Annotated in this window: 10 protein-coding genes and 2 riboswitches; of the genes, 8 read left to right on the plus strand and 2 right to left on the minus strand. The window is 69.7% G+C overall.

Annotated features, from left to right (window positions below):
• Positions 1-19: 19 nt before the first annotated feature.
• A complete protein-coding gene (locus PQB87_RS08890; RefSeq protein ID WP_048020586.1) occupies positions 20-397 on the minus strand; it encodes a cobalamin biosynthesis protein in 378 nt (125 codons plus the stop codon).
• The gene (gene cobA, locus PQB87_RS08895) at positions 394-1,203 is read right to left on the minus strand and encodes a uroporphyrinogen-III C-methyltransferase (RefSeq protein ID WP_233343413.1); all 810 of its coding nucleotides are present in this window, start codon (positions 1,201-1,203) and stop codon (positions 394-396) included. The genes PQB87_RS08890 and cobA overlap by 4 nt, the downstream gene beginning before the upstream one ends.
• A gap of 110 nt (positions 1,204-1,313) precedes the next feature.
• Positions 1,314-1,551: riboswitch (cobalamin riboswitch) on the minus strand.
• An 856-nt stretch (positions 1,552-2,407) separates the two neighbouring features.
• Positions 2,408-2,672, plus strand: a riboswitch (cobalamin riboswitch).
• A gap of 188 nt (positions 2,673-2,860) precedes the next feature.
• Between cobA and PQB87_RS08900 the strand changes: the two genes are divergently transcribed.
• From PQB87_RS08900 to PQB87_RS08935, 8 genes are all read left to right on the plus strand, one after another.
• Positions 2,861-3,919 carry a HoxN/HupN/NixA family nickel/cobalt transporter gene (locus PQB87_RS08900; protein WP_256084846.1) on the plus strand — a complete coding sequence of 353 codons (1,059 nt, stop codon included), beginning with the start codon at positions 2,861-2,863 and terminating at the stop codon, positions 3,917-3,919.
• Positions 3,920-3,945: 26 nt separating this feature from the next.
• Positions 3,946-5,034: a cobalamin biosynthesis protein CobW gene (gene cobW / locus PQB87_RS08905; protein ID WP_226191782.1), complete on the plus strand. Its 1,089-nt coding sequence runs from the start codon at positions 3,946-3,948 to the stop codon at positions 5,032-5,034.
• A 6-nt stretch (positions 5,035-5,040) separates the two neighbouring features.
• Entirely contained in the window at positions 5,041-8,853 is a 3,813-nt protein-coding gene (gene cobN, locus PQB87_RS08910) for a cobaltochelatase subunit CobN (RefSeq protein ID WP_489241434.1), read from the plus strand.
• Entirely contained in the window at positions 8,850-9,926 is a 1,077-nt protein-coding gene (locus PQB87_RS08915) for a magnesium chelatase ATPase subunit I (protein WP_489241436.1), read from the plus strand. The genes cobN and PQB87_RS08915 overlap by 4 nt, the downstream gene beginning before the upstream one ends.
• 68 nt (positions 9,927-9,994) lie before the next feature.
• A complete protein-coding gene (locus PQB87_RS08920) occupies positions 9,995-10,603 on the plus strand; it encodes a vWA domain-containing protein (protein ID WP_489241438.1) in 609 nt (202 codons plus the stop codon).
• Positions 10,604-10,663: 60 nt separating this feature from the next.
• Positions 10,664-11,116, plus strand: coding sequence for a YaiI/YqxD family protein (locus PQB87_RS08925; RefSeq protein ID WP_021160082.1), 453 nt, complete (start codon positions 10,664-10,666; stop codon positions 11,114-11,116).
• Positions 11,117-11,299: 183 nt separating this feature from the next.
• A complete protein-coding gene (locus PQB87_RS08930; RefSeq protein ID WP_155635631.1) occupies positions 11,300-11,872 on the plus strand; it encodes a DUF1993 domain-containing protein in 573 nt (190 codons plus the stop codon).
• A gap of 13 nt (positions 11,873-11,885) precedes the next feature.
• Complete coding sequence (locus PQB87_RS08935; RefSeq protein ID WP_489241441.1) at positions 11,886-12,212, plus strand: low molecular weight protein tyrosine phosphatase family protein; 327 nt, start codon at positions 11,886-11,888, stop codon at positions 12,210-12,212.
• Positions 12,213-12,222 lie beyond the last annotated feature (10 nt).

Raw genomic sequence — 12,222 nt, forward strand, 5'->3', positions numbered from 1 at the left:
AGAAAGCGAAACAAAGGGTTCAGAGCGGGCCGGCGAGTGCGACCGTCACGCCGTCCCGGATGGATTTGGGGCCCAGTAGCCGGCCGTGCGGCGCCGCGAGCTGCGCGCACGGCTCGGCCACGCCCGCGACGCCGAAGCGGGCGAGCGCGGCATCGGACGGGCCGCTCACGGCCAGTTCGGGGCGGCTCGCGAGTTGCGCCGCGTCGAACGCGACGAGCGGCCAGCCGCGTCTCGCGCACAGCGTGCGCAGCGCGCGTGCGCGCGCCTTGTCGGCGAGCGTGGCGACGAGCGCCGGTTCGGCAGCCGGGTACCGCATCAGCGCGACGCGGATCGCGGCATCGAGTTGCGCGGCCGTCACGTCCGCGCGGAAACCGACACCGATCGCGACGCGCATCATGTGCGGCTGCCGAGTGCGGCACGTACCGCGGGATCGTCGGCGAACGCCGCGACGCGGCCGATCACGACGATGGCCGGCGAGCCGATGCCGGTCGCGCCGACCTGTTCGACGAGCGTGTCGAGCGTCGCGAGCACGTGCCGCTGTTCGGGGCGCGTCGCGTTCTCGATCGCCGCGCACGGCGTGTCGCCGGGCAGGCCGCCTTCGCGCAGCGCGGCTGCAATCGTGTCGAGCCGGCGGATGCCCATGTAGACGACGATCGTCATGCGCGTGGCCGCGAGCGCGCGCCAGTCGGGTTCGTCGGCGCCCGCGCCGTGGCCCGTGACGAAGATCACGCCCTGCGCGTCGCCGCGCTGCGTGACCGGAATGCCCAGCGCGGCTGGTGCGGCGATGCCCGCCGTGACGCCGTTCACGACCTCGACTCGAAATCCCGCGGCGCCGAGCGCGGCCAGTTCCTCGCCGCCGCGGCCGAACACGAACGGGTCGCCGCCCTTGAGCCGTGCGACGCTGCGGCCCGCGCGCAGGTGCGCGAGCATCGCCGCGACGATCGCCTCCTGCGGCGTCGAGGCATGGCCGCCGCGCTTGCCGACGTGCTCGATGTGCGCGTCGGCGCGCGCATGGCGCAGCACGTCGGGGTTCACGAGATCGTCGACGAGCAGCACGTCGGCCGAGCCGATCGCGTGGACGGCCTTGAGCGTCAGCAGGTCGGCGTCGCCGGGGCCGGCGCCGATGAGCCACGCGCGACTCATCGGGCGCGGCACGGCGCGCACCGTGTCGAAACAGTGGAAAGGGGAAGGCGGGCGGCACATCGGCGGCCGGCAGACAGGCAACGCATAACGGATCGGGCGAAGCCCGCGCGAACGCGGGCGGAATGCGCACCCGATCCGTCCCCCGCGGATCGGGCGTTCGGCGAGCGTCGGGCTCGCCCCTTGCGTCGGCCGGTATCCGGGCTGGCCGCTTGCCAGGCCGCAGCCTTCCCGCCCGGTGGAAGGGCAGTGGCATCGTGGGCGGCATGGGCGCGTGCGCGGGGAAGCGCGTCGCGCGGGCGGCGTACCGTTGCGGGGACAGCACAGGCAGGGCGACGATCCGCCTCCTGTTTCCCGTTTAACTGCATGCACGGAATGCGCATGCGAGCACCGAACGCGGCGCATACGATAGCACAGCGCACCGGCGCAAACGCATGCGGGGTGGGCGCTCACCCGTCGTCGGTCTTTGCGACGCTCGGCGAACATGTCGCCGAGCAAATGAAAGCCATGCCCCGATCCCGCAAAGCGCGGCGGCGCACAGTCGCCAGGTGTTTCAAGTAAGGCTTCGGCAACCGCCCGCGCCTCCGGACGAGCCGGAACTGCCGCCGATGCCGCCGCGATTCGGGCCACAGACCGCGGCACCGGCCAGTGCGCCGGCGGCCGATGCGGCTCGATGCCGATTGCGAAACAGGTGCGATATACGCGATCGGCTCTTAGTCGCAGCGGGCTGCTTCACAAGCACCGCTTCGATTCCCGTAGCGTTTGCAGAATGCAGTACGACCACATCAGTACTTTCGCGACCGTTGCAAGAGGGGAATCCATCCCCTTCAGGGCAAACGGAAACAAGAGCGCCATCGACAGCCATACGGCGATGGCCACATACAATCGGACAATATTCATGGTCTGAACGAATGTGTCGCAGTGGTTTATCTCGATCATCGAAAACTGTCTGAAGCGGACAATCGAATATCGGCTGCGCAACGTCAATCATCCGAATCTCCAAAGAGAATGAACGTTTCTGCGCGCAACCCCACGCTGCACCTGCTGCGGCGCTGGCCTTGCGATTGCGGACAACGTGAACGGCCGTCAATTCTGAAAAACCGCTTCGGATGGCGAGTCGTACTGCTTCGCGCTCGATCCCGCACGGGTTGTCGGGTGCGTCAGACAGTCGAACGATTTCCCCGGCAAACCCGCGCCGGATCGCTGCCCGCCGGTTCATCCGGCCGGCCTGGCCGCTCGTCGCCTTGACGCTCCCGCCCCCGGCGCCTACACTCGCACGCGTTTTGGTGCTCGCGCGCGCCGCTCCGGCGCGCGCAGTTAAACGGGAAACAGGGAGCCTGCCTGCATCGCAGTCGAGCCAACCTGTGCTGCCCCCGCAACGGTAAGCGAACGCATCGTGCCCGCCGCGATGCAACGCCGCTTCGCCGCATGCCGCGCGCATGCGGACGACCGCCACTGGATGCCTTGCGCATCCGGGAAGGCGAAGCGGCGTGTTCGTCAGCCCGGATACCGGCCTAAACGTTGGGGTTCAGCGCCGCGGGGAGGCGGCGCATCGTCCACGGCCGCAGCGTGCCCGACACCCGAGCGTTTCCCGATTCCCGACGTCCGGCCGCCTGCGCGAGCGCGCATGTTCCGGTGCGACGAAGGGCCGGATCGCGCGGGGCCGCGCAGCGACGGCCGTGTTGGCATTCTTCATGTCGACCGTTCGCAAGGGAGCGTCATGCCCGATTCGCTGTTTCGCCTGTTCAACGACAGTCCGTCCGGGTTGCGCGGCAAGATCGTCGCGATCTATGCGCTGCTGATCGCCTTCAACGCAGGCGCGTGGATCTGGGCATTCGCCGCCTTCCACGGCCAGCCCGTGCTGCTCGGCACCGCGCTGCTCGCGTACGTGTTCGGGCTGCGTCATGCGGTCGACGCCGACCACATCGCGGCGATCGACAACGTCACGCGCAAGCTGATGCAGGAGGGCCGCAGCCCGCTCGGCGCGGGCCTGTTCTTCTCGCTCGGCCACTCGACGGTCGTGATCGTGATGTCGGTCGTGGTGACGCTCACGGCCGCGTCGCTCGCGCGCTTCGAGAGCATGAAAGCGTGGGGCGGCGTGATCAGCACGAGCGTATCGGCGTTCTTCCTGCTGGTGCTCGCGATCGCGAACCTGCTGATCCTGATTTCCGTCTACCGGACGTTTCGCGCCGCGCGGCGCGGCGAGCCGATCGTCGACGCCGATCTCGACATGCTGCTGAACCAGCGCGGCGTGCTTGCGCGCCTGTTCCGTCCGCTGTTCCGGCTCGTGTCGCGCAGCTGGCACCTGTATCCGGTCGGGTTCCTGTTCGGCTTCGGCTTCGACACGGCGACCGAGATCGCGCTGTTCGGCATCTCGGCGGCGCAGGTGCAGGGCGGCCTGTCGTTCTGGTCGGTGATGGCGCTGCCCATGCTGTTTACCGCCGGCATGACGCTCGTCGACACGACCGACGGCATCCTGATGATGGGTGCGTATCGCTGGGCGTACGTGCGGCCGATCCGCAAGATCTACTACAACATGACGATCACCTTCGTGTCGGTGCTGGTCGCCGCGCTGATCGGCGGCATCGAGGTGCTTGCGCTGCTCGCGGACAAGCTGTCGCTGCAGGGCCCGGTGTGGGACTTCGCGTCGATGGTGGCGTCGCACTTCGGCATGCTCGGTTATGTCGTGATCGGCCTGTTCCTCGCCTGCTGGCTCGTGTCGGCCCTGATCTACCGGCTAAAGCGCTACGACGAGATCGACGTGACGATCTCGGCGTGACTCTCCCTTACCAACCTGGATATTCCATGACCCTACGCAAGCTTCCCGTCACGATCGTCACGGGCTTTCTCGGCAGCGGCAAGACGACGCTGATGCGCCACATCCTGCAACACGCCGAAGGCCGCCGCATCGCGGTGATCGTCAACGAATTCGGCGAACTCGGCATCGACGGCGAAATCCTCAAGGGTTGCGGCATCGGCTGCGAAGATGCCGACGGTGCGCAGGGCGAAGCGTCGGGCCAGCTCTACGAACTCGCGAACGGCTGCCTGTGCTGCACCGTGCAGGAAGAGTTCTATCCGGTGATGGAAGCGCTCGTCGAGCGTCGCGCGGACATCGACCACGTGCTGATCGAGACGTCCGGGCTCGCGCTGCCGAAGCCGCTCGTGCAGGCGTTCAACTGGCCGACGATCCGCAACAGCTTCACGGTCGACGCGGTCGTGACCGTCGTCGACGGGCCGGCCGCCGCGAGCGGCCAGTTCGCGGAAAACCCGCAGGCCGTCGACGCGCAGCGCCGCGCCGACCCGAACCTCGACCACGAATCGCCGCTGCACGAGCTGTTCGCCGATCAACTGTCGTCCGCCGATCTCGTGATCGTGAACAAGGCCGATCTCGTCGGCGATGCGGAATTTGCGCAGATCGAAACCGCGATTCGCGACGAGATCCCGCCGCAGGTGAAGATCGTGCGCGCGACGCGCGGCGAGCTCGATCTCGCGATGCTGCTCGGCCTCGAATCGGCGTCGGAAGAAACGATCCACCTGCGCCACGACCATCACGGCTCGGCCGACGACGGCGATCACGATCACCATCACGACGATTTCGACTCGGTGGTCGTGTCCGGCGACGCCGGCACGCGCGAGGCGACGATCGCCGCGCTGCAGCGCGTCGTCGAAGCGCATACGATCTACCGCGCGAAAGGCTTCGCCGCGCTGCCCGGCGCGCCGATGCGGCTCGTGATCCAGGGTGTCGGCCGCCGCTTCGACAGCTATTTCGACCGCCGCTGGCAGGACGGCGAAACGCGCGCGAGCCGCTTCGTGCTGATCGGCGAGGATCTCGACGCGGCCGTGCTGCAACGCGCGTTCGACGCCGCGTGCGCGGCCGAACCGCAACAGGCGTAACGCACGATGCATCTGCTGCGCACCACGCCGGGCGGCTTCGTCGACGATACGCAGGGTGTCGTCCGGATCGACCAGCAACCGGCCGACATCGTGATCCTGAGCTCGGCCGACACGACGCTGTCGCTGCTTGCCAGCGTCGTGCCGCACCTGCCGGCCGGCTTCCCGAGCGTGCGGCTCGCGAACGTCACGTTCCTGCGGCAGCCGGCGTCGGTCGATTTCTACGTCGACGACGTGTTGCAGCACGCGAAGGCGGTCGTGATCGATCATCTCGGCGGCGAAGCGTACTGGCCGTATGGGATCGAGCAGGCCGTGTCGCTCGCGTCGAAGCGCGCGCAGCAGCTCGCGATGTTCTCGGGCGACCTGCAGGAAGACCCGAACCTCGTCGCGAAAAGCACCGTCGCGCCCGGCCTGTGCCGGCTGTGGTGGCGCTACCTGCGCGAAGGCGGCGTGCACAACGCCGAGGCGCTGCTGCGCAGCATCGCATTCCACACACTCGGCTTCGGCGACGAACCCGAACCGCCGCGCCCGTTGCCGGCCGCCGCGCTGTATCACCCGGCGCGCAACCGCGCGAGCGTCGACGACTGGCGGCCGCGCTGGACGCCGGGCGCACCGGTCGTCGCGATCCTGTTCTATCGCGCGCACTGGCAGGCCGCGAACACGGCCGTGTTCGACGCGCTGGCCGATGCGCTCGTTCAGGAGGGGCTGAATCCGCTGCCGATCGCGGTCACGTCGCTGAAGGATGCGGTGAGCCGCGAAGTCATCACGCAGCTCTGCGACACGCACGACGTCGCACTCGTGCTGAACACGACCGCGTTCGCGGCCGGCGCGATCGACAGCCCGGAACACGACGTGCTCGCCGGGGACGCGCCGGTATTGCAGGTGATCCTGTCCGGCGGCAATCGCGACGCGTGGGTGGCCGACAACCAGGGCCTGCATGCGCGCGACATCGCGATGCACATCGCGCTGCCCGAGGTCGACGGCCGGATCGTCACGCGCGCGGTGAGCTTCAAGGGGCTCGCGTATCGCTGCCCGCATACCGAGGTCGACGTCGTGCGCTACCAGCCGGACGCCGAGCGGATCGCGTTCGTCGCGGCGCTCGCGCGCGGCTGGTGCCGGCTGCGCACGCTCGACAACGCGAGCAAGCGCGTCGCGCTGATTCTCGCGAACTATCCGCAAAGCGAAGGGCGGATCGGCAACGGTGTCGGGCTCGATACGCCGGCGTCCGCGCTGCGCGTGCTCGCGGCGCTGCGCGACGCGGGCTACGCGGTGGCCGACCTGCCGCCCGACGGCGACGCGCTGATCGCGCGGCTCACCGAAGGCGTGACCAACGACGCGGCCGTGCATGCGCTGCGCCCCGCCTTCCAGAGCTTCCCGCTGGCCGACTACGTCGCGCATTTCGCGCGGCTGCCGGCGGCCGTGCGCGATGCGCTGAACGAACGCTGGGGCCCGCCCGAGGCCGATCCGACGCTGCGGCAAGGGCGCTTCACGATCGCCGGCTGGCGCGCGGGCAACGTGTTCGTCGGCATCCAGCCGTCGCGCTCGCGCGGCGAGAGCGACTACGCGAGCTACCACGACGCGGATCTCGTGCCGCCGCATGCGTATCTCGCGTTCTATTTCTGGCTGCGCGATGCGTATCGCATCGACGCGGTCATCCACCTCGGCAAGCACGGCAACCTCGAATGGCTGCCGGGCAAGAGCGTCGCGCTGTCCGACGCGTGCTGGCCCGACCTGACCCTCGGGCCGCTGCCGCATCTTTATCCGTTCATCGTCAACGATCCGGGCGAGGGCAGCCAGGCGAAGCGCCGCGCGCAGGCCGTGATCGTCGATCACCTGATGCCGCCGCTCACGCGCGCGGAAAACTACGGCCCGCTGCAGGATCTCGAGCGGCAGGTCGACGAATACTACGAAGCGTTGATGGTCGATGCGCGGCGCGCGAAGCTGCTGCGCAAGACGATCCTCGCGACGATCGCCGAACACCGGCTGCATGACGAACTGAGCGTGTCGCCGCCGCGCGACGCGGGCGACGAGGATGCGCTGCTGACGCGCGTCGACGCGTGGCTGTGCGAACTAAAGGAAGCGCAGATTCGCGACGGGCTGCACGTGTTCGGCGTGTCGCCGGCCGGGCGCCAGCGGCGCGACACGCTGCTGGCGCTCGCGCGCTTTCCGGTCGGCGACGGCAAGGGCGCACGCGCAGGACTGATCGGCGCGCTCGCGCGCGATCTCGCGCTCGGCGATGATTTCGACCCGCTCGCGGCCGACTGGGCCGCGCCGTGGGCCGGCCCGCGACCGGCGATCCTGCTGGCGCTCGACGCATCGCCGTGGCGCCATGCGGGCGATACGCGCGAGCGGCTCGAACGGCTCGCGCAGCAATGGCTGGACAGGCTGTGTGCAGCCGACGGCAGCCATACGGGCGCGGAAGACGCGCCGCCCCCCGGCGACTGGCCGCACACGCTCGCCGTGATCGAGCGCGTTCGCGCGACGCTGCTGCCGGCGCTCGACGCGTGCGGCGGCGAGGAAATGCGTCAGCTGCTGCGCGGGCTCGACGGCCGCTTCGTGCCGCCGGGGCCGAGCGGCTCGCCGTCGCGCGGCCGCCCCGACGTGCTGCCGACCGGCCGCAATTTCTACTCGGTCGACACGCGCGCGGTGCCGACGCAGGCCGCGTGGACGCTCGGCCTGAAATCCGCGCAGCAGCTGATCGAGCGCCATCTGCAGGATCACGGCGACTATCCGCGCGCGATCGGGCTGTCGGTGTGGGGCACGGCGACGATGCGCACCGGCGGCGACGACATCGCGCAGGCGTTCGCGCTGCTTGGCGTGCGGCCGAAATGGGCGCACGGCAGCCATCGCGTGACGGACTTCGAGATCCTGCCGATCGAGATCTTCGACCGGCCGCGCATCGACGTGACGCTGCGTGTGTCGGGCTTCTTCCGCGACGCGTTCCCGAACCTGATGCACCTGTTCGACGCGGCCGTGCAGGCGGTTGCCGCGCTCGACGAACCCGAGGCACTGAACCCGATCCGCGCGCGCATCGAGCGCGAACGCGCGAAGTGGGTCGCACAGGGCGTGGCGCCGGACGAAGCGCGCCGCCGCGCCGGCTGGCGCGTGTTCGGCGCGCGGCCGGGCAGCTACGGCGCGGGCCTGCAGGACCTGGTCGACCAGCGCCGCTGGCAGACCGATGCCGATCTCGCGGAGGCGTACCGCCAGTGGGGCGGCCATGCGTATGCGCAGAACAGCGCTGGCGACGCCGCGGCCGACGTGTTCGGCGAGCGGCTCGCGACGATCGACGTGGTCGTGCAGAACCAGGACAGCCGCGAGCACGACATCCTCGATTCGAACGACTATTACCAGTTCCAGGGCGGGATGACCGCGGCGGTGCGGCACCTGTCCGGGCAGCAGCCGAGCATCTACCACGGCGACCACGCGAACCCGGTCGCGCCGAAGATGCGCACGCTGCGCGAGGAAATCGCGCGCGTGATCCGTTCGCGCGTCGTCAACCCGAAATGGCTCGACGGCGTGAAGCGCCATGGTTACAAGGGTGCGGCCGAGCTGGCGGCGACCGTCGACTACCTGTACGGCTATGACGCGACCGCGCGCGTACTGTCCGACCACCAGTACGCGCTCGTCGCCGACGCGTACCTGTTCGACGACGCCACCCGCGCGTTCCTCGAACGGCACAATCCGAAGGCGCTGCACGGCATCTGCGAACGCTTCGTCGAGGCGATGCAGCGCGGCCTGTGGCAGCAGCCGGGCGACTATCGCGAGCGGATCGAAACGGTCTGGCTCGACAGCGAACAACTCCAGGAAGGGGGACGGCGATGACCGATCCGACGACGCACCGCGCGCGCGCGGTTTTTCCGTTTGCGGCGCTCGTCGCACAGGACGCGCTGCAGCAGGCGCTGCTGCTCGCCGCGATCGACCCGTCGCTCGGCGGCGTGCTCGTGAGCGGCCCGCGCGGCACCGCGAAATCGACCGCCGCGCGCGGCCTCGCCGAGCTGTTGCCCGAAGGGCAGTTCGTCACGCTGCCTCTGTCGGCGAGCGACGAGCAGGTGACGGGAACGCTCGACCTCGCGCATGCACTCGCCGACAACGGCGTGCGCTTCCGGCCGGGCCTGCTTGCGCGGGCGCATCTCGGCGTGCTGTATGTCGACGAGGTGAACCTGCTCGCCGACGGGCTCGTCGATACGCTGCTCGACGTCGCCGCGAGCGGCGTGAACATCGTCGAACGCGATGGCGTGTCGCACGCGCACGACGCGCGCTTCGTGCTGGTCGGCACGATGAATCCCGAGGAGGGCGAGCTGCGTCCGCAACTGCTCGACCGCTTCGGCCTGATGGTCGAACTGGAGAACTGCTTCGACGCCGCGCAGCGCGAGCGGATCGTGAAGGCGCGGCTTGCATTCGATCTCGATCCGGAGGCGTTCCGCGCGCGCCATGCCTCCGCGCAGCGCGCACTCGGCGACCGGATTCACGCGGCGCGCGCACGGCTGGCGACGCTCGATTTCGGCGATGCGGTGCATGCGCACGTCAGCGCGCTGTGCATCGACGCGGCCGTCGACGGGCTGCGTGCCGACCTCGTGATGTTACGTGCGGCGCGCGCGCTCGCCGCACTGGAGCAGGCCGATGCGGTGACGGTGTCGCATGTGGCGCGCGTGGCCGAAGCCGTGCTGCGGCACCGGCGCCATGCCGGTGCGCCGCCGTCGTCCGGCGCGTCGCAGCCGGATCGCACACGCGACGATCGTTCGCCGCCGGATGTGCGCCAGCAGCCGGACGATCAACCGGCCACAAGCGGAAACGGCGCCGCCGTCGCGCAGGGTGACTGGGGCTACCTGCGGCCCGAGCCGGCGGGGCTGCGCGACGTGAAAAGCGTGGTGCCGCTGCCGCTAAAAAAACACTGAGCCATCGAGCCGGCGCCGCCGCGAACGCCGTTCGCGGTCCTCGATGGCAGCCAGGCGCAGCCGCGCGCGTGCCGGGCACGGCGCGCACCGGCACGGCCGTCGCATGGCCGGCGACGTTCGCCGCGAAGCGCGGCGATCCGTTGCATCGCGGCCATCTGCGCTTCCGCAAGCGGGCTGGCGCACCGGATGCACTGCATTGCTTCGTGCTCGACTGTTCGGCGTCGATGCTGTCGCACGGGCGGCTCGCACTGGCGAAGGGGCTGATCGTCGCGTATTTCGACGAGGCCGCGCGCGATCGGGTCGAAACCGCGCTGATCTGTTTCGGCGGCGACGGCGCCGCGCGGCGCTTCGGCCCGGCCGTGCCGCGCTGGTGGAATGCGCGCTGGCTCGAACCGGTCGACGGTGGCGGCGGTACGCCGCTCGCGGACGGCATCGCGGCCGCCGCGCAGTTGCTCGCGCGTGCGGCGCGGCGCGATCCGGACAAGCAGCGCTGGCTGTGGGTGCTGTCCGACGGACGCACGCGCGAGATGCCGGCCAAACCCGCGGCGGCCGATCACGTCGTGTTCGTCGACTTCGACGATGCGGCCGTGCGGATCGGGCAGGGCGCGCGGCTCGCCGCGGCGTGGGGTGCGCAGTGGGTGACGGCCGACGCGCTGTGCACGGGCCGCGCCGGCTGATCGCCGGCCGCGGTGCGCTATGATCGCCGCTTCTGCTTCTGCCCACTGGAAAAAACCGCCATGCAAGTACTGGTCGATGCCGACGCGTGTCCCGCCGTCATCAAGGACATGCTGTTTCGCGCCGCGCGTCGTGCCGAAATCTGCGTGACGCTGGTCGCGAACCAGTTCCTGCGCACGCCGCCGTCGCCGTTCATCAAGGCGGTGCAGGTGCCGGCCGGCTTCGACGTGGCCGATGCGCGGATCGTCGAGCTGGCGGAAGCCGGCGACCTCGTGATCACCGCCGACATCCCGCTGGCCGCCGCCGTCCTCGACAAGGGCGCGCATGCGCTCGACCCGCGCGGCAACTGGTTCAGCCGCGAGAACATCGAGGAACGCCTGTCGACGCGCGCGATGATGGACCAGTTGCGCAGCGCCGGGATCGACACGGGCGGGCCGGCGCCGTTCAGCGCGCGCGATGGCAAGGCGTTTGCATCGCAGCTCGACCGGTTCCTGGCCCGGCACGGCAAGCCTTGAAGCCGGGGGGCAACGGCCGCGCGTCGTGATCGTCCCGCGGTGGGGGAACACCCGCACGCCATGCGTCGCCATGCCGCACCGTTGAATCCGCATCGAATCGCGCTCGTCACCCGGGCCGGGATGCACGTTTGCACCGACGCTGCTATCGTGGCGCAAACGACAACCCGACCCAGGAGCGCACGCGTGACACCGACCCAACTTCTCGTTCCGACCTTCACCCACATGCTGCGCGCACAGACCGCGTGGCTCGACAAGGCCGCTGCGCACCGGCAGGCCGCGGGCGACGCGCCCGACGCGGCGATGACGTTGAAGCTGGCGCCCGACATGTATCCGCTCGCGGCACAGGTGCGCTTCTCGTGCTTCCAGGCCATGGAGCCCATCCACCGGCTGCGTGGCGAACCGTTGCCGGCTGCACTGCTGGCCTTGCGCGAGGCGGGATGGAATGCGGATGCGCAGCCCGGCTCGCTCGCCGATGCGCAGGCGATCATCGCCGGTACGCTCGCATTTCTCGGCGAACTCGCGCCGGATGCGCTCGACGGCGGCGGCGCGCTGCCGATCGCGCTCGAGATGCCGAACGGGATCGCGTTCGACATGACGGGCGAGCAGTACGCGCGCGACTGGGCATTGCCGCAGTTCAATTTCCACGCGATCACCGCTTACGGGATCCTGCGCCACCATGGCGTCGAACTCGGCAAGGCCGACTACGTGTCGCACATGCTCGCGTACGTTCGGCCGGGCACGATTCCGCAAGGTTGAACCTCGTAGCGACATGACACGGGCACTCTTCATCTGCAGCCGCAACCGGCTGCGCAGCCCGACGGCCGAAGCGGTATTCGCCGCGTGGCCGGGTGTCGAAACCGATTCGGCGGGCCTCGCGCCCGATGCGGACACACACGTGTACGCCGAGCAGCTCGACTGGGCCGATGTCGTGTTCGTGATGGAGCGCGCACACAAGACCAGGCTGACCGCGCAATTCGGTACGCATCTGCGGCACAAGAAGGTCGTCTGCCTCGACATTCCCGATCGCTACGCGTACATGCAGCCCGAACTCGTCACGCTGCTCGAACGCAAGGCCGGCCCGTTCCTGCGCACGTGACGGGCGCGGG

Source organism: Burkholderia sp. KL41 (assembly GCF_057005415.2).